Raw genomic sequence first — 16,839 nt, forward strand, 5'->3', positions numbered from 1 at the left:
TTGGGAGTTCCGCTCGGCGGACTCAGTGGGCGTGCAGGCCGCCGCCAAGATATTCGGCGCGGCAAGCCCGACGTGCCAGCTTGCCGCTGGTCGTCCGCGGGATGGCGCCGGCCGGCAGCAGGCGCACGTCCGCGACGGTCAGACCGTGTCGTTGCGACACCGCTTCATGGATCGCCTCGATCGCGGGCTGTGGGTCCTGGCGGCTGGTCCCGGCAGCGCGCTCGGCCACGACGACGAGCCGGTCGGCGCCCGGGTTCCCCGCGGCCGGTGCGGAAAACGCCGACACGTATCCGCGTCGAACCATCGGCGACGCCTCCGCAACGGTGGCCTCGATGTCCTGCGGATAGTGGCTGCGGCCGTCGATCGTGACCAGGTCCGCGATCCGGCCCGTCACGTACAGCTCACCGTCGAGGTACACACCCAGATCACCGGTGCGCAGCCAGGAGCGTTCGGGATCGGCGCCGTCGGCATGGCTGCCGTCGGTGAGTCGGGATCGCAGTTTGGCGCCGAACGCGAGCCGGGTCGCCTCGGGAAGTCCCCAGTATCCGCGGCCAATGTTGTTGCCCTGCAACCAGATTTCACCCACCTCGCCGTCCGGCAATTCGGCAGCGCTGCCGGCGTCGACGATGACGGCCCATTCGCTGTGTGCCACCTGGCCGCACGACACCTGAGCGACGGCGTTGGGAGCGTCCGGCCGTACGCGCACCGCGCGCCCGGCGCCGAGCTGTTCGCGGTCGAAGTACACCGCCGTCGCTTCGGCCTCAGGGGCGATGGTCGCGACGAGCAACGTTCCCTCGGCGATGCCGTAGGACGGTTTGAACGCGGTGCGGGGCAACCCGTACGGCGCGAATGCCTTGTTGAAGGTCGTGATCGCATCGATGCTGACCGGTTCGGAGCCGATGATCATCACCACGTTGCGCAGATCGATGTCCTCGCCGCCGGTGGGCAGGCCGCGCTGCGCGGCCCACTCGTAGGCGAAGTTCGGCGCCGCGGTGACGACGTTGCCCCGCCGCGAGCCGTCGGAGAGGGCCTGGATCCACCGCAGCGGCCGGCGGACGAACGCGGCGGGAGACATCAGCGTGGAGTGGCCGCCGTAGACGGCCGGAAAGCCGATCATCGACAAACCCATGTCGTGGTAGAGCGGTAACCAGCTGACACCGTGGGTGTTTCGGTCCAGCAGGTCGATCGACAGGATCATCTGCACCAGATTGGTGCCCACCGCGCGGTGGGTGATCTCGACGCCGACCGGCGGGCGGGTGGAACCCGACGTGTACTGCAGGTGGGACACGTCGTCCATGCCGAGCCCGGTCGGCACGAACGACTCCCCCGCCGAGTCGGGAATCTGGTCGATGGCGATCACCTGCGGTCGGCCCAGGTGTGGGTGGGCGGCCAAGAAATTTTCGACGGCGTCTTGCGCGGAGGTGGTCGTGAGCAGGGCGGTGGGCTTCGAATCGCGCAACGCGGTATCCAGGCGCTCGGCATGCCCGGGCAATTCGGGGGCGAACAGCGGGACCGCGATGGTTCCGGCCTTGACCGCGGCGTAGAACCCGGCGACGTAGTCGATGCCCTGCGGTGCGAGGACCGCAACGCGCTCACCGCGACTCGCGACTTGTTGGATGCGCGCGGCGATGGCGTCCAGTCGGACACCCAGCCGGTTCCACGTCACCTCTTCGGCTTGGCCGTCGCCCGGGCCGCTGTAGTCGAGGTAGCGATAGGCCACGGCGTCGCCGACGTTTGCGATGTTGCGGTCGATGAGCGATATCAGGTTGACGTCGGGCGGCAGCGCGATCCGGCCGTCGGCGGCCAGGCAGTCCTCGATGCGAAGCAGGCCGGGGACACCGGCGCCGTCGTGCCGGGAACCGTGATCCATGAGTGCAAGTCTAAGCAAGCCGATTCGGCGATTCCGGTTGTGGCGAGGCGGCAAACGCCAAGAGCGGTCGCCGCATTCGCTGATTGCGGTGGAGGCTGGTGGCCGTTCGGCGAAGGCGATGCGTGCGGGCTCCCGGAGCGCGTACCCGCCGCCCCTCAACCCGATCCGCCCGGCGGGCGGCGTGGGCGGTAGCCTACCGGCGAGCGGCGTCCAGGGCCGTTACGTTGCTATCACCAGGAGTTGCGATGCCGGGCCGGAAGTTCTCCTTCGAAATCACCCGTACCAGTAGCGCGCCCGCCGCGACACTGTTCCGGCTGGTCGCTGACGGCGCCAATTGGTCGCAGTGGGCCAAGCCGATCGTGTTGCGCTCGAGTTGGGCCCGCCAGGGCGATCCCGCACCAGGTGGGATCGGGGCTATCCGCAAGGTGGGCATGTGGCCGGTCTTCGTGCAGGAGGAGACGGTCGCCTACGAGCCGGACCGCCGCCACGCCTACAAGCTGGTGGGGCCGCCGAGCCCGGCCAAGGACTACGCCGGCGAGGTGGTCTTCACTCCGAATGCGGCCGGCGGCACGGACATCCGCTGGACCGGTTCCTTCACCGAAGGCGTCCGCGGAACGGGTCCGGTGATGCGTGCCGCGATGGGCGGGGCGGTCCGATTTTTTGCGGGCCGGCTGGTGAAGGCGGCCGAGCGCGAATCGAACGGCGGGCGGTAACCCAGCGATTGGGGGCCTACGTGTCGTTGGGATCTCGGGTGCCCGAAAGGCGCGGTCCGCGAAGCACACTCACGCGGCGGTTCGGCAGCTGAGCCGTTACTTCGAGCCGACCTCGTCCTGATATTTCTTGGTCATGTGCGCGACGGCATCCAGCTGGGACTGCGCGAGGCTCTCTCGGGCCTGTCCGGCGCGCGCGGCGGCGTCCAGCGTCGGCTGCGCCTGACCCTGGAAGTGCGGCATCACTTCGGCGGCGAACAATTCGGCGGATCTCCGTGTCGCCGCCGGGTTCGCCCACTCGTGACCCATCTGCAGCATGCAACCGAACCCACCGGACTGGTCCCACAGCCGCTGCACCTGGTCCCGCGCCCGCTCGGGTGTGCCGATCACACCCGCCCCGTTTTCGTTGATCACGTCGATCATCTCGTCGAGCTGTTCTCCCGGCATGGTCATCTGCGGGAACGCGGCCACCTTCTGGAAGTACCGGAACCACGGCTCGATGCCGAACTTGACCTCTTCGCGGGCCTGCTTTTCGGTCTCGGCGAGATGGAACAAGCCGACCAGGCTCCAGTTTTTGCGGTCGACCTGCGCGCCGAAGGTCGCCGCGCGCTCCTCGACGATGTCCCAGTGGTACGAGAGGGCGTTGAAGCCCTCGACGGTCAGCGTCGCTCCGATCGACAGCAGGCCGATGCCATGCTTGCCGGCCAGTCGCGCGCCCGTCGGCGATGCGACCGCGGCGACCGATAACGGGATACCGCCTTCGGAGTAGGGGGCAAGCTGCAGCCTGGCGTCGAACAGCTGGTGGGTGGCCGTTTTGGCGCTCACGGTCTCCCCTGCCAGCAGCCGGACGACGATGTCGAGGTTCGTTTCCAGCAGCTCACGCGTGTCGGTGGGGGTGAGCCCGATCATGGACGAGTCGCTGGGCAGCGAACCAGGCCCGACACCGCCGATGATGCGGCCATGGGTGAGATGGTCCAGCAGCATCAGCCGGTCCGCGACCCACAGCGGATTGTGATACGACAGCGAAATGACCCCGGTGCCGAACCGGATTCGCTTCGCGCGTTCGGCGGCGGCGGCGATGAAGATCTCCGGGGAGCTGATGATTTCGCTACCGGCCGAGTGGTGCTCGCCCAACCAGACTTCGTCAAAGCCGAGAGCGTCGAGATGCTCGACGAACTTCAGATCGCGTTGCAGGGCCAGCGTCGGATTGGTGCCCGCGCGATGGAATGGGGCGATGAAATATCCGAACCTGAGCCTGGCCATGGGATCCCCTAGCAGTCGAGTCCCCCGAACCATAGCTCAAAGTCCGCTGCCGGAAGCCAGAAGAAAGAACCCAGGAGATATCAGCCGGCGGGGCCAGGTAACCATGGCCCCACCGGCTAGGGAACAAGTCTGGGACTGCGAACTAAAAAGGGGCTCAACGACTGTGGCTGATCACGGGTAGCCGCCGCAGACGTTGCCGACGCAGCCGCCGCCACCGCCCGGTCCGCCACCGCCACCACCGACGCCGGGGATGCTGCCGCTGCCGCCACCGGGACCGCCGCCACCGGTCGGGCCGCCCGGCACGCTGCCACCGCCGCCACCGGGACCGCCGCCACCGGTCGGGCCGCCGGGCACGCTGCCACCGCCGCCACCCGGTCCGCCACCACCGTTCGGGCCGCCGGGCGTACCGCCGCCGCCTTCACCGGGTGCTGTGGAGGGAGCGACGCTCGAAGACGGGGTCGTCGTCGGGGTGGTCGTACTGCTTGGACCTTCTTTATGACCGCCGCCGCATCCGACGGCCAGTACCAGCATGGCCGCGCCGCCGAACAGGGCAACCGTCGTCCTCGGTCCAGATCCCATCAGATCCCCCAATCTCCACTTGCGGCACATCGCGCCGCCCACTTTTTCTTACCCCGGGGCGCTGGCGCGCAAACTACTTCCGACGCGAGATTGCGATGGGTGACGATGGCCGTCACGCGGGTGGGAGGGGCCCTCGGCGCAAAGTGGCGGGTTGGCGGCCCATTGGCGGAGCCGCAGCGGCACAACGAAATCTGACCAACGCGGGGTCTGACCATCGAGATTAAGAGCCGATGGCCCATCTCGGGCCTATGGACCATCGGCGAAACAAATCGTATCCGTATGCGGCCCTTGCCGTGTGCGAAATGTCTTACTCGTAAATTAGAAAATTTCTTATATTCACTAAGTAGACCGTCCTTCGGTCGAGCCTCGCCGACCGCGCACGCGTGTGACCAGGGCCGGAGTCAAATCTTGGCTACCCCTCTTTGGTGATCAGCTTGCGCAGCGCCGTCCGGTCGGGTGCCAGCAGTTCGGCGATGCGGGGCTGGTTCACCTCGGCGACGATGATCTCGCCGACCTCCTGGTAGACCTCGCTGAAGATGCCGTGGGACTTCATCTTCGAGGTCTGATAGAGGTTGTCCTCGGTCGGCGTCACGTAGATCACCCCGTCGGCCTTGAAGCGGTGCACCAGCCACAGGTGGATGAGGGTCATCAGGCGCTTCTGCCGCAGCTTCTCGGCGAAGGTGTTCTGGTCGCGCACCTGAAGGATGCTGCGACCGTGCCGGTCCTTGATCGGATCGACGACCACGTTGGCCAGCTGCTCGTCGCCGTTGCCGTAGATGCCCAATTCGAGCACGTCCGAGCCGGCCCGGCGGGGGCGCAGTTGGACCCGGAGCTTCTCGCCGAGGTCGTAGTTATCGCTCCACATCGCCAGCCACTCCTCGAGCAGCTTCTTCGGCACCTCGGTCTGCACCAGGTGCTGGTGCTGGGTCGAGCCCTCACCCATTGACTTGGTGGTTGCGGTGCGGCCCGAGGAGGCGGTCAGCGCCGCGTCGCTGCGTGGCCCGCCGACCAGGGTTTGCGGTGTGCGGTAAGGAGATTCGACCAGGCGCATCTTGCGCTGCAGGCGGGCCAGCGCCAGCATGCCATCTTGTTGCAGCGAAGTGGCGAACTCTTCGGCGGCCACGCCGTCGATCTGGTGTCCGCCATAGGTGATGAAGTTGAAGACGAAACCCATCTTGCCCAGTTCCTCGGGGAACTGCTTCATCTGCTCGTCGGTCATGCCGGTGGTGTCCCAGTTGAACGACGGGGACAGGTTGTAGGCCAGCATCTGGTCGGGGAATTCGGCGTGGATCGCATCGGCGAACTGCCGGGCATCGGCCAGGTCAGCGGTCTTGGTCTCCATCCAGAGAATGTCGGCGAACGGCGCCGCCGCCAGTGATTTGGCGATGGCGTACGGGATGCCGCCACGGATCTGGTAGTAGCCCTCGGGCGTCTTCGATAGTTCGCAGTCCCAACCGGGGTCGACGCCCAGATCCTTGGCCTTGGCCTTGGCGGAGTAGAGCGACGCGCTGGCCGCGAAAACCCGCCACTCGTCGGCGCTCATGTCGGCCGGTTCGTCCTCGCTGGCGGCGAACGCGAGCACATCGGCGACGGCCTCGCCGTAGGTCATCAGGCCGGCGTCGTCCTCCCAGGCCGCCACGAACCGCGACTCGACCTGGTCGAACAGGTCGTCGATCGACTGTTGATTGTTCTCGCGCCAGGCATTGACGGCGTCGGAGACCACGCCCTGGATCCCTTGGCGCTCAAGCCATGCTGCGGCCTCGGCATACTCGCCTTCGGGCAGCGCGTACAGAAGGTGACCATTGAGTTCTTTGACGCCCAGCTCGTAAAAGCGACGCACCAACGCCAGGAAGCACGACTTGTACGACGGAATCTTGAGGTTGGTGGCGCCCAGCAGGAACGGCTGGTCACGCTCGTCGGCGCGGCTGTCCAGCAGGTTGGCGGCCTCGGCATCGGTGCGGGCGACGATGATGCCCGGCACCTGCATGATGTCGAGCTGGAAGCGCGCGGTATTGAGGCGCTTGATTTGCTCGTCGGACGGCACCAACACCTTGCCGCCCTGGTGGCCGCACTTCTTGGTGCCGGGGCGCTGGTCCTCGATGTGGTAGCCGGGTACGCCGACCTCGACGAACCTGCGGATCAGGTTGCGCACGTGCGGGTCACCGCCGTGGCCGGTGTCCGCGTCGGCGATGATGAACGGCCGGTAGTCGTAGACCGTGGCCGCGGCGCGCTGCTTCTCGCTCATCTGCAGACGTTGGTACTGCTGGTTGCGATCGGCGGTCAGCAGGGCGCGCACCAGCACCGCGGCGTCGTCGGGCACCTGGCTCAGCGGGTAGCTGGCGAGGTCGGGTCCGGGGTCTTCGGTGGTCGACCCCTTGGCCGACGTGGCCCAACCGCCCAGGTAGATGCCCTCGATGCCCATCCGCTTCATCGCGACCGCCTGGCCGGGCGAGTACGGGCCGAACGTCGTGATGCTCTTTTTCTCGGCGAACAGCTCGCGCAGCCGCTCGTAGAAGGCCGCCGCCGCGTTTCGAGCCACGGTGTAGTCGGTGGGGATGGTGCCGCGCTGCTCGGCTACCTGGCGGGCGGTGTACAGGCGGGTGATCCGGGCAAAGCGCGGATCGTCGAAGTACCGCTGCGTGGCAGCCACCTCGTCGTCGAACGATGGCCGGACTTGTGTGTCCTTGTCGATGATCGCCATGTCTTACGCCCCTCTCCGGCACGACTCCACTGACCGTGAGTCTATCCCCGGGCGGGGCAGTTCAATCAGGAGCCGAAAGACTGGGCCAAAACGATGGGAAAAGCGCTGGGATGCAAGGTGTTTCGATGCGGCAACGCTCACCGACCGGCCGTGCGGGCGTCCAGCCAGTCCCGCTGACGACGAACGAATGCGGCGTCGACGACTTCGCCGTGGCCCGGGACGTAGATGGCGTCGGGTCCCCCGACCGCCAGCACCCGGTCGAGAGTCGCGGGCCAGGCCGCCACGTCGGAATCGGCGTCGATCGCGGGGTCGGCGGACTCCTCGACCAGATCGCCGGTGAATACCACCACCCTCTCGCCGCCGGTGGTCGCCGGCGCGACCACCACCAAGTCCGAGGCGGTATGCCCGGGCCCGAGGTACGTGATGTGCACCGTCCGGTCTCCCAGGTCGACCGAGGCGTCGTAGATCTCGCGGTGCGGAGGACGCAGCGCGGCGATCGCGGCGTCCACCTCGGCGGCATCGGCGCCATGACGCAACGCGTCCGCGCGGATCTGGTCGGTCGCCGAGGTGAGGTAGCCGGCCACCTCGGGCGCGCAATAGATCTCCGCCCCGCCAAACAGCGATGAGCCCAAGACATGGTCGAAGTGCTTGTGCGTCAACACGATATGGCTCACCGGACGTCCGGCAAGCTGCCGGACGTCAACGTCGATCGCGGCCGCTTCGGCGAGCGTGGTGCCCGTATCGACGAGCAGCGTTCCGGCGCGGCCGCGCACCAGCCCGATGGTGACATCGCAGAACGGGAGCCGGCAGCGGTGCACACCGCTGGTCAGCGTTTCCCAGGCGAAATGCACACCCAGAAAGGTAGCCGCCACGGGGCACCGCGAGGTCAAGCCCTGGTGCGGTCGGGTTTCGTGCGTCACCGCACCGGCTATCTCCCCGATATGGCTATCACCGATTCCCGCGAAGTCGTCATCGAAGCGACACCCGACGAAATCATGGATGTTCTGTTCGACCTCGAGTCGCTGACCGAATGGTCCTCGGCGCACAAGAAGGTCGAAGTGCTCGAGCGGGACGACCAGGACCACCCGACTAGATCCAGACAGGTGGTCAAACTCGTCGGCGTCAGCGACGAACAGGAGCTCGCGTACACGGTTTACGACGACGGAGTCGGCTGGACCCTGGTCAGCTCCAAACAGCAACGCGCCCAGGAGGGTCGGTACACGTTGACGCCCGACGGCGACGCCACTCGGGTCCGCTTCGACCTCACGGTCGACCTGGTGGCGCCCGTTCCGGGATTCCTGGTCAAGAAGGGCGCCAAGAGTCTGATGGACACGGCCACCGACGGACTGCGCAAGCGGGTGCTCGACGTCGAGAAACGCGGTAAGTAAAAGAATTCGCCGCTGGGAAACGGGCGCTTCCGCTGCGCGACCGCGCGGGCCAGACTGTTTTCATGGACTCGATGCCGGTGTTTCGCCGAATCGCAGCGCTCATGGGCGCGGTGATGCTGCTGGGGGCGCTGGCAGGGTGCGGCGAACGTGGTGGCAGCCCCATGACATCGTCTCCGGCGCCGAAGCTCACAACGCTCGGGCGGACGGCGCCCAGCGCGCCCGCCACCGGGCCGTTGATGATCAGTAGCCCGGCATTCGTCGACGGCGCGCCAATTCCGGTGCGCTACACCTGCAAAGGCGCCGACATCGCCCCGCCGTTGGCATGGTCGGCCCCGTTGGGCGCGGCGCTCGTCGTCGACGACCCCGACGCCCCGGCCGGGTTGTACGTGCACTGGGTGGTGGTCGGAATCGCCCCCGGGGCCGGCAGCACGGCCGAGGGTCAGACTCCGGGCGGCGCGACCACTCTGCCGAACACGGCCGGCCAGTCCGCGTACCAGGGCCCGTGTCCCCCGGCGGGCACCGGGACTCATCGATACCGGTTCACGCTCTACCAGCTTCCCAGCGACTACCAGTTGCCCGGTGGCCTGGCCGGCGTGCAGGCCGCGCAGACGATCGGCGGAGCCGCGACCGCGCAGGCGCAGCTCATCGGGGCGTTCGGCGGCTGATCCGTCGGCGTCAGGACGCGTCGTCGAGCACCTGATAGCCGGCGTTGTATCCGGGGGTGAAGGTGATGCCCGGTCCGCCATGGCAGCCGGCGCCGCCGAGGTAGAGTCCGTCGATTCCGATGGGCAAATCGAGAAAGCCTCTCGGGCCGGGCCGGTTGGGGCCCATCAGGTCTGGGTGCAACAACCCGTGGCAGAAGTCGCCGTCGGGTGCACCGAACATGGTGTTCATGTGGTACGGCGCGAACGTGATGTGGCGTATCACGATGTCCTTGAAGTTCGGCGCGAGCCGGGTGATCTTGTCGATAACCCGTTGCGCCATCTCGTTTTTGAGGTGCCCATGCTCGCCGCGGCTGACCTCGACCGGGAAGGCGTAGGCGAAGGCGCTCGCCGCGTGCTTGCCGGGCGGCGCCATGGCGGGGTCGTGCACCGACGGGATCTGCATCCCCATCGAGGGATTGTCCGGGACAATGCCCCGTCGGCAATTTTCCCAGTGCAGCTGTTGGGATTCGGGTGACCCGAAGATACCGATCGACTGTTGCATACCGTCGGCGTTGACGAACTCATACGGCGGGGCGAATTCGGGCAGTCCGTCCAGGGCGAAGTGGATCTGTACGAATGACGCGCGGTGGTCGCGGCCGGATACGCGGGAGACGAGCTCCGCGGGAACGTGTTCGGGTGCGATGAGTTCGGTGAGGGTGACATCGGGCGACAGGTTGGACACCACGATCGGCGCCGAGATTGTCGAGCCGTCGCGCAGTCGCACACCGGTGACCTTGTGCTGGTTGACGAGGATCTGCTCGGCCTTGGCGCGGAAACGGATCTCGCCGCCATGGGAGAGGAAGAGCTCACGCAGGTGTTCGGTGAGTGCGCCGATGCCGCCCTTCAGCTTGGTCATCATCGCGGTGCTGCCGTCGGGCACCGCAAGGGCGAACGCCAAACATGTTGCGCTGCCCGGTGTATACGGGCCGCGATAGGTCGAGTTGACCGCCAGGAATGCCAGCATCCCGCGCATGACCGCGTGCTTGTCTCTATCGGGCAGATAGCGGTCGATCACGTCCATCGCCGAGCCGAACAACATGTCGTGGATGGCCCGGCGTTCGGCGTCGTTGGTCGCGCAGGCATACATCTCGTCCAGGGTCTTGGGCGGCTGGCGTATGTCGAAGCGGCCCAGCGCCTTCGCCGGTGCCTGGCTCCAACCGATCAATTCGGCCATGCCGGTGACGGCCTCGACTCCGTGCTTCTCGCCCAGATGCGTCATGAGTCGCATCGGGTCGCGATAGAAGATCATCGGCTCTTCGCCGTGTTCGCCGATGTTGATCGACATCACATCGGGCTCGACCGCCGGCAGCGTGTCGAGTCCGAGGTCCTTGGTGAGTTGGCTTGCCATGGGGAACTGCACCGAACCGGCGATCTCGTACCGGAAGCCGTCGATCAATTCGACCGTCGCAGCCATGCCACCCGCATAGGTGTTGGCTTCCAGGCATACGGTGCGCAGGCCCGCGCGCTGCAGAATCGCCGCGGCCGTCAGCCCGTTGTGCCCGGCCCCCACCACGATCGCGTCGTAATCCGTGCTCATGGCCTCGCCTCCATCAGGTTCCCGAGTGCAGAATATGTCAGTACTGACATAATTGGAAGATGTCAGTGTTGACCACTTCGGCTGGGATACGATCGCCCTGAGATGACCGCCCCGGGCAACCGTCATGAACAACGACGACGATCGACGCATGAGGCACTTCGCCGCGCGGCGTTGAAGAGCTTCGCCCACAAGGGTTTTGCAAATGTCACGGTCACCGAGCTGGCACGCGAGGCCGGTGTTACCGAGCGGACCTTCTTCCGGCACTTCCCCACCAAGGAAGCCGTTCTTTTCCAGGACTACGAGACACAGCTGGAATGGCTGGCCGCGGCGCTCGCCCAACGCCCGCCGTCGGAGTCGTTGTTCGATGCGGTGCTGGCGAGCGTTTCCGTCTTCCCGCACGACCTCGAAGTGGTCCGTCAGGCTGCGACCGCCCGCGCGGAGCTGATCAGCGCCGAGCGGATCGCCGGCCATCTACGGGTGGTGCAGGCCTCGTTCGCCCGCGTGCTCACCGATTTCGTCAGGAAGCGTAACCCGGATATGGCGGACATCGACCTGGCCGCCGAGGTTGCGGGCTCCGCAATCGCCGCGGCTCTCGTTGCGGCAGTAGAGAATTGGGGTCGCAACGGCTGTGTGGGCGACCTCGGCGACGACGTCGCCACAAGCCTCGACCTGGTGCGCTCCGGCCTGGCGCGGCTTGCCTGAGTAACCGAGGGATTTCCGCCGCCCTAACGTCGGTTGCAGTAGACGTCCGGCCCGCGCTCCCAGCTGAAGTGAGTAAAACCATGCCTTTGCAAACTCGCCTGACGGAATTCTTCGGTATCGAGCACCCCGTCCTGCTCGCGCCGATGGCCCTGGTCTCCGGGGGCCGGCTCGCCGCCGCGGTGACCGCAGCCGGGGGCCTGGGCCTCATCGGCGGGGGATATGGCGATGCCGCATGGCTGCGACGCGAATTCGACAACGCCGACGGCGCCCGCGTCGGGTGCGGGTTCATCACCTGGAGCCTGGCCCGGAACCCGGGCGTGCTCGACATCGCGCTGGCCCGGCAACCGGCGACGATCATGTTGTCCTTCGGCGAGCTGCGTCCTTTCGCCGATCGCATCCACGGGGCAGGCGTTGCGCTCACCGCCCAGGTGCAGAACCTTGACCAGACACGCCATGCCTTGGACGCCGGGGCGGAAATCATCGTGGCGCAGGGCACCGAAGCGGGCGGGCACGGAGTGAGCGGGCGGTCGACCTTCACGCTGGTGCCCGAGGTCGTCGACCTCGTGGCCGAACGCTCGCCCGACGCGTTGGTGGTGGCCGCCGGCGGCGTCGGCGACGGTCGCGGCTTGGCGGCTGCGCTGGCGTTGGGTGCTGACGGCGCGGTGGTGGGAACCAGGTTCTGGGCGACGCCGGAGGCGTTGGTGTCGCCGCGAGCGCAGCAGCGGGCGGTGGACGCCCGCGGCGACGACACCGTGCGCACCCGCGTCTATGACCTCGTGCGCCGTCTCGACTGGCCCGCCGAATACAGCGTGCGGGCGCTGGGGAATGCATTCCTGGACACCTGGCACGGTAACGAGGACGAGCTGTCGGCGCAGCTGCCCCGAGCGGTCACCGACTACGAGAAGGCCGTTGCCGCTGAGGATTTCGATACCGCGGCCATATTGACCGGCGAAGGGGTGGGACGCGTCCGCGATGTCCGACCCGCGGGCGACATCGTCGCCGCCATGGTTAGCGAAGCGGCGCGCATTCTCAATCGGGACGCCAAGCCCTAGACAGCCGAGCTGAGGGTCTGGTTTGCTCAGCTCGATACCTCATTTTCCGCGGGCAGGAGTTCGCTGATGGCCCGTCTCAACGTGCCGGACGGCCCCGGCGGCGAAGCCGCCATGATCTGGACGCTACGGCCGCAACTCGCCGGCATGGTCGAACGCATGATCCGCGGCGCTTATCAGCAGAGCATCCTGCCCGCCGACGAGCGCGAGCTGGCCAGGATGCGGATCGCACTGATCAACGATTGCGTCGCCTGCTCGGGCTTTCGCGCCCAGTCGGTGCTGGATGCCGGCGTGGCACCCGAGCTATACGACAACGTCGCCGCGTATGCCAGCTACCCCGGTTACACGCCGCGTCAGCGCCTTGCCATTGAGTACGCCGAGCGCTTCGCCAACGACCACGCATCTATGAATGATGCATTCTTCCAACGACTTCGGGACTCCTTCTCGGACGAGGAGATCCTGGATCTCACGCTGTGCGTTGCCGTCTTTCTCGGCCTGGGGCGCTCCTTGACCGTGCTGGGCATCGACCAGTCCTGCGCCATCGACGTCTAATCACGCATCGGGAAGGAATCCATGGACATCGCCACCGTCGACAAACTGCTGAGCACCACACGGTCGGTGCGCAAACGGCTCGACCTGACCCGGCCGGTCAGCCGCGACGTGATCCTGGAGTGCATCCAGCTCGCGATGCAGGCGCCCACGGCGAGCAACACACAGGACTGGCGTTGGCTGGTGATCACCGACCCGGACAAACGCGCGGCCATCGCCGAGATCTACCGCAGCATCGGTGCGCAGTATCTGGCGTACGCGGCCGACAACGCGACGGACACGCAGACGCAGCGGGTGTACCAGAGCGCGATGAGCCTGACCGAGACGCTGGCCGACGTGCCGGTGCACGTCATTCCCTGCCTCAATCAGCGCATCGACACCGCGGAACCCGGCATCGCCGCGGCGGCGTGGGCGTCGATCATCCCGGCCGGCTGGAGCTTTCTGCTGGCGCTGCGCTCTCGCGGCCTGGGATCGGTGTGGACCACGATGCATCTGTTCAAGGAAAAGGAGGTCGCCGAGCTGCTCGGCATTCCGCCGACCGTCACCCAGGCCGCGCTGTTCCCCGTCGCCTACACGATCGGCACCGACTTTCGGCCGGCCAAGCGGCCACCCGCCGAGACCATCACGTATTGGGACGGCTGGATACCGGCTGATGGAGACGGCTGATGCAGTCCTACACCGTGCGATTCCACATCGACGCGCCGCCGCGGAAGGTTTGGCGAGTGCTGCATCCGCCGGCGCCGCCGAACGCCCCGCGCCCGCGGGTGCTCACGTGGCCGACCGGCAGCATGGAAATCCTCAACGAGGGAAACGAAGCCGGCGAGGGCTTGGTCCGCACCTGCATCTTCGAAGTGCCCAAATACTTGCTGACCGGCGGCCGGGCGCGGTCCTGGGAAACCGTGACCGAAGCCGAGATCAACAAGCTTTCGCGGTACGTGGCCGTCGGTGCCCCGCTGTGGTCGCGCGCCGAGGGATATCACCAGCTCGAAGAGCGGCCCGACGGAACCACCGTGCTGACGTTCCACGAGACGTATCACGCCTACAACCCGGTCCTGCGCTTCTTTCTCGAACGGCCCGTGCACAGGAAAATTTCCCGCGACAACCTCGAGACGTACGAGCATGCGCTCGGTCACGCGGGCCGAGTTCGACGGCTTGGGTAGGCGCTCTTTGCTGCCCGGCTCATTGCACAACGACATGAATTAGCTTCTTGACCCCGGTACCCTCAATTTCTATGGGTGGAGTAGCTACTGCGGCACGGTTGGCTGCCGCGGGTTTGATGGTCGCGGGGTGGGCCGCGTCGACGGTCGTCGCCGGCGCCGACCCGGACGAGACACGGGGACCCGCCCCGGGGCCGGCGGCGACGCCGGCACCCTCACCGGCGGCGTCACCGGCGCCTCCTTCAGCAGCACCGTCGGCCGCGCCGTCACCCGCAGCGTCGCCGGGGGGCCCCCCGTCACCCGCGCCGGAAGGACCGAAGACCACCATCGACAAGGACGGCATCTACGCGGTGGGCAGCGACATCGTGCCGGGCATCTACAGCTCCGGCGGCCCCGTCGAAAACGGCACGTGCTACTGGAAACGGACCAGCAACCCCGACGGTGCGCTCATCGACAACGCCATGACCAAAAAGCCGCAGGTAGTTCAGATCGACCCGGGCGACAAATCGTTCAAGACCTCGGGCTGCCAGCCCTGGCAACTGACCCCGGACGCGGTTCCACCCCCACAAACGCCGCCCGCGGGCGTGCAGGGCACACTCGGCATCCTCAACGGCCTGCTGGGTGGCAATGCGCAGCGACCCGCGCAAGCATCACCCGCCCCGCAAGCGCCGGCGGCCGCGCCGGCAACCCCCGTCGCCCCGCAAGCGCCGGCGGCCGCGCCGGCAACCCCTGTCGCCCCGCAAGCGCCGGTGGCACCCGTCGCCCCGCAAGCGCCGGCGGCCGTGCCGGCCCCGCAAGCACCGGTGGCACCCGTCGCCCCGCAAGCGCCCGCAACCCCCGTCGCCCCGCAAGCGCCGGCGGCCGCGCCCGCAACCCCCGTCGCCCCGCAAGCCGCGCATTCCTGAACGGCCCCGCTAGCTCCCGACGCTGACCGGCCGCGTCCCGCGGCCGGCGTGTTTTCGCTACGGTGGCGCCGTGGCCAGTACGCAGCAGATCGTCGTGGTCGGTGCCGGCGTCAGCGGATTGACGTCGGCCATCTGCCTGGCCGAGGCGGGTTGGCCGGTCCGGGTATGGGCGGCCACGATGCCGAAGCACACGACCTCGGCGGTGGCGGGCGCCGTCTGGGCTCCCCCGCGGCCCGCCGAACGCGCGTCCGAGACGCTGCGTTGGACCGAGCACTCTCTGCAGGTGTTCCGCGATCTGGCCGGCACTCCGGACTCCGGTGTGTTGCTGGCGCCGGCGCTGGCCGTCGGCGAGTTTACTGCCACGCAGGCGATGTCGTCCGCGGCCGCGCTGATTCCCGATCTGCGGCCGGCCGATCCGGCCCACGTCCCGCCAGGTTACAAAACCGGATTTCGCGCCACCGTGCCGATGATCGACATGCCGCGCTATCTCGATTACCTGACACGGCGCCTGGCGGCCGCCGGCTGCGGGATCGAAGAGCATCCCGTTCGGTCCCTGTCTGAGGCCGCCGACGCCGCCGACATCGTCGTCAACTGCACCGGTCTCGGCGCGGGCACGCTCACCGGCGACCACACCGTGCGGCCGTTATTCGGCCAGCACGTTGTGCTCACCAATCCCGGTCTGCAGCAACTGTTTCTGGAGCTGAACGAGGGGCCCGAGTGGACCTGCTTCTTCCCCCATCCACAACGGGTGGTGTGCGGCGGAATCAGCATCCCCGACCGCTGGGACACCACCGCGGAACCCGAGGTGACCGAACGCATCCTGCAACGCTGCCGCCGAATCGAGCCGCGACTGGGCGACGCCGAGGTGATTGAGGTCATCACGGGACTGCGTCCCGACCGTCCGTCGGTGCGTGTGGAAGCCGAACCGCTGGGGCGGGCCTGCGGACAGGCATTGTGCATCCACAACTACGGCCACAGCAGCAACGGCGTCACGTTGTCCTGGGGTTGTGCGCGTGACGTGGTGAGCCTGGTCGGCGAGCGCTGACTTCAGACGCCGGTGCGGCGAATAATCAAGGACAGCAACCAACTGACGATCGACAGGACGATCGCGGCCCATATTGCGGTCCACCAAAAGTGGTCGATCTGCAGGCCCCAGTGGGTGGTGTGCTCCGTGATCCGCGCGGTGATCCAGAGCATCAGCGCATTGATGACGACGTGGAACAAGCCAAGCGTCACGATGTAGAGCGGGATCGACAAGATCTGGACGACGGGCTTGATGAACGCGTTGACCAGACCAAAGATCACGGCGACGACGAAGATGATGCCGACCCGCTCCAGCCTCGTGCTGCCGCCCACGAAGCTCAGGCCGTGCACGAAAAGGGTCACGATCCACAACGCAAATCCGGTCAGCGCGGCGCGCACCAAAAATGGGCCCATACCTCAGATCCTGCCACCCGGACGGCCGGGAAGGTAAGCGGAAATCGGCACGGCTGGTTCTGACCGGGGTGACCGGCTTCGGCCGCCGGTTCTCGTGCCTCGCGCGGGCGCGATTACGGATATCGAAAACGCATAGCGAAATCCCTTGTGTCACTGTGGTTTCAGCGGTCACAATACGGGGTTTTGTGTCGGTGGGTGTCGATAGTTTCGCGGTGTGAGTTCCACTGGTCTGCCCGATGTCGACGCGGTGTTCGACGCGCTCGATGCCGAGGTGGACCGTGCCTGCGC

At 67.1% G+C, this 16,839-nt stretch carries 16 protein-coding genes and 1 pseudogene; 10 read left to right on the forward strand and 7 right to left on the reverse strand.

Features of this window, described 5'->3' with window-relative positions:
* Window positions 1-22: 22 nt before the first annotated feature.
* Entirely contained in the window at window positions 23-1,870 is a 1,848-nt protein-coding gene (locus tag A5775_RS19205; protein ID WP_067255833.1) for a fatty acyl-AMP ligase, read from the reverse strand.
* A gap of 245 nt (window positions 1,871-2,115) precedes the next feature.
* Between A5775_RS19205 and A5775_RS19210 the strand changes: the two genes are divergently transcribed.
* The gene (locus A5775_RS19210) at window positions 2,116-2,583 is read left to right on the forward strand and encodes an SRPBCC family protein (protein WP_067255835.1); all 468 of its coding nucleotides are present in this window, start codon (window positions 2,116-2,118) and stop codon (window positions 2,581-2,583) included.
* A 96-nt stretch (window positions 2,584-2,679) separates the two neighbouring features.
* Here the strand turns inward: A5775_RS19210 and A5775_RS19215 are convergent, their stop codons facing one another.
* The 4 genes from A5775_RS19215 to A5775_RS19230 all read right to left on the reverse strand — a co-directional run bounded on the left by A5775_RS19215 (window position 2,680) and on the right by A5775_RS19230 (window position 7,974).
* A complete protein-coding gene (locus tag A5775_RS19215) occupies window positions 2,680-3,843 on the reverse strand; it encodes an LLM class flavin-dependent oxidoreductase (RefSeq protein WP_067255837.1) in 1,164 nt (387 codons plus the stop codon).
* A gap of 171 nt (window positions 3,844-4,014) precedes the next feature.
* Window positions 4,015-4,422, reverse strand: coding sequence for a hypothetical protein (locus A5775_RS25540; RefSeq protein WP_067255839.1), 408 nt, complete (start codon window positions 4,420-4,422; stop codon window positions 4,015-4,017).
* Between the two features lie 412 nt (window positions 4,423-4,834).
* The gene (aceA, locus tag A5775_RS19225) at window positions 4,835-7,123 is read right to left on the reverse strand and encodes an isocitrate lyase ICL2 (RefSeq protein WP_067255841.1); all 2,289 of its coding nucleotides are present in this window, start codon (window positions 7,121-7,123) and stop codon (window positions 4,835-4,837) included.
* A 137-nt stretch (window positions 7,124-7,260) separates the two neighbouring features.
* Window positions 7,261-7,974 carry an MBL fold metallo-hydrolase gene (locus A5775_RS19230; protein WP_067255924.1) on the reverse strand — a complete coding sequence of 238 codons (714 nt, stop codon included), beginning with the start codon at window positions 7,972-7,974 and terminating at the stop codon, window positions 7,261-7,263.
* 90 nt (window positions 7,975-8,064) lie between these two features.
* On the opposite strand from A5775_RS19230, the gene A5775_RS19235 reads away from it, so the two are divergent.
* Entirely contained in the window at window positions 8,065-8,511 is a 447-nt protein-coding gene (locus tag A5775_RS19235; protein ID WP_067255843.1) for an SRPBCC family protein, read from the forward strand.
* A 71-nt stretch (window positions 8,512-8,582) separates the two neighbouring features.
* The gene (locus tag A5775_RS19240) at window positions 8,583-9,176 is read left to right on the forward strand and encodes a YbhB/YbcL family Raf kinase inhibitor-like protein (protein WP_369827892.1); all 594 of its coding nucleotides are present in this window, start codon (window positions 8,583-8,585) and stop codon (window positions 9,174-9,176) included.
* Between the two features lie 10 nt (window positions 9,177-9,186).
* On the opposite strand, the gene A5775_RS19245 is transcribed toward A5775_RS19240, so the two are convergent.
* Entirely contained in the window at window positions 9,187-10,752 is a 1,566-nt protein-coding gene (locus A5775_RS19245) for an NAD(P)/FAD-dependent oxidoreductase (RefSeq protein ID WP_067255847.1), read from the reverse strand.
* Window positions 10,753-10,854: 102 nt separating this feature from the next.
* Between A5775_RS19245 and A5775_RS19250 the strand changes: the two genes are divergently transcribed.
* The 7 genes and pseudogenes from A5775_RS19250 to A5775_RS19280 all read left to right on the forward strand — a co-directional run bounded on the left by A5775_RS19250 (window position 10,855) and on the right by A5775_RS19280 (window position 16,159).
* Window positions 10,855-11,454 carry a TetR/AcrR family transcriptional regulator gene (locus A5775_RS19250; protein WP_067255849.1) on the forward strand — a complete coding sequence of 200 codons (600 nt, stop codon included), beginning with the start codon at window positions 10,855-10,857 and terminating at the stop codon, window positions 11,452-11,454.
* 80 nt (window positions 11,455-11,534) lie between these two features.
* Window positions 11,535-12,506, forward strand: a complete 972-nt coding sequence (locus A5775_RS19255) for a nitronate monooxygenase family protein (RefSeq protein ID WP_067255927.1) — start codon at window positions 11,535-11,537, stop codon at window positions 12,504-12,506.
* Window positions 12,507-12,572: 66 nt separating this feature from the next.
* Window positions 12,573-13,055: a carboxymuconolactone decarboxylase family protein gene (locus tag A5775_RS19260; protein ID WP_067255851.1), complete on the forward strand. Its 483-nt coding sequence runs from the start codon at window positions 12,573-12,575 to the stop codon at window positions 13,053-13,055.
* Between the two features lie 21 nt (window positions 13,056-13,076).
* Window positions 13,077-13,718 (forward strand): nitroreductase family protein, encoded by a 642-nt coding sequence (locus A5775_RS19265; protein ID WP_067255853.1) that lies wholly within the window; start codon window positions 13,077-13,079, stop codon window positions 13,716-13,718.
* Window positions 13,718-14,212, forward strand: coding sequence for an SRPBCC family protein (locus A5775_RS19270; protein ID WP_067255856.1), 495 nt, complete (start codon window positions 13,718-13,720; stop codon window positions 14,210-14,212). Before A5775_RS19265 ends, A5775_RS19270 begins: the two co-directional genes overlap by 1 nt.
* Window positions 14,213-14,310: 98 nt before the next feature.
* A pseudogene (locus A5775_RS26320) lies at window positions 14,311-14,856 on the forward strand (hypothetical protein); the annotation flags it as partial.
* A gap of 328 nt (window positions 14,857-15,184) precedes the next feature.
* Window positions 15,185-16,159 carry an FAD-dependent oxidoreductase gene (locus A5775_RS19280; RefSeq protein WP_067255859.1) on the forward strand — a complete coding sequence of 325 codons (975 nt, stop codon included), beginning with the start codon at window positions 15,185-15,187 and terminating at the stop codon, window positions 16,157-16,159.
* A gap of 2 nt (window positions 16,160-16,161) precedes the next feature.
* On the opposite strand, the gene A5775_RS19285 is transcribed toward A5775_RS19280, so the two are convergent.
* A complete protein-coding gene (locus A5775_RS19285; RefSeq protein WP_067255861.1) occupies window positions 16,162-16,551 on the reverse strand; it encodes a phage holin family protein in 390 nt (129 codons plus the stop codon).
* Window positions 16,552-16,839: the final 288 nt, after the last annotated feature.

The sequence above is a fragment of the Mycobacterium sp. 852002-10029_SCH5224772 genome, from assembly GCF_001667315.1.
Lineage (GTDB): Bacteria > Actinomycetota > Actinomycetes > Mycobacteriales > Mycobacteriaceae > Mycobacterium.